General features: G+C 39.9%; 1 protein-coding gene. It reads left to right on the top strand.

All coding sequences use genetic code 11. From position 1 onward, the window contains the following. The first annotated feature begins 242 nt into the window (after nucleotides 1-242). Nucleotides 243-395 (top strand): sporulation histidine kinase inhibitor Sda, encoded by a 153-nt coding sequence (gene sda, locus AC1DWB_RS36505; RefSeq protein WP_477545929.1) that lies wholly within the window; start codon nucleotides 243-245, stop codon nucleotides 393-395. Nucleotides 396-776: the final 381 nt, after the last annotated feature.

The following is a 776-nucleotide window of genomic DNA, read 5'->3' as shown; positions in this document are numbered from 1 at the left end:
ACAGTGTAGCGTAATCAAACCTTATATCATCTTATCAAATGAAAGAGAGAATGTATATTAGCTATAGACGAGATTCCCTCTCTTTTTTTGTTAAATCTTGCAACATGATGAAGAGTTGAATGCAAAAGATTGTAAATAAGAATGTGGAAGAATGCAATAGGAATGTGCTGAGTTTAGAACAAACTCGTACTATGATAGAAGTAAGAGATGGGAAGCAATGACAGAACTAGAAGGGAAATTGTATGAATAAACTCAAAGACGACCATTTAATTGATGTGTATCTTCAGGCCGTTGAGATGGAGCTTGATTCCGATTTTATACACTTGCTGTATTCGGAAATCGAGAAGCGCAGATTAAAAGTCAACATTGAATATAAGAACTTAATCTCTCTTTAATCGATCTGTTGGTATACACGCTGAGAGCCCGTTTTCTTCTACGGGTTTGTAAGAGTACGAATGCACGGACTGATGTAGTTCAGTGGTATTCACTATACGGTGATAAGGGACCTGGCCATTGGTCGGGTTATTTTTTTCTCCTCCCATGCCCTCATCAAGAGCCAAACTGAACTCACCCACCAAGAACCGTCAGGTGATCTTCGATCCTCCGTACGGTTTTTCTTTATGCGCCAAAAAACCTGACCTATGAATCGGTCAGGTTTACTTCTTACTATACTTAAGGGACGTGAACCGTTTTGATGTGCTCCATGTGCAGGAAGATTGTTCTTCCATCTGCGGTGATAAGCTCAAGTATATTGTTCCGCACACTGCGTAGTAGAC

Source organism: Paenibacillus sp. P4_E11 (genome assembly GCF_056401635.1).
The sequence above is the reverse complement of the archived record's forward strand: the minus strand, read 5'-3'. Positions and strand labels throughout refer to the sequence as shown.

What these genes read in the sequence shown, in the direction of transcription:
- sda (WP_477545929.1), top strand. Translation starts at nt 243, where the DNA reads ATGAATAAACTCAAAGACGACCATTTAATTGATGTGTATCTTCAGGCC.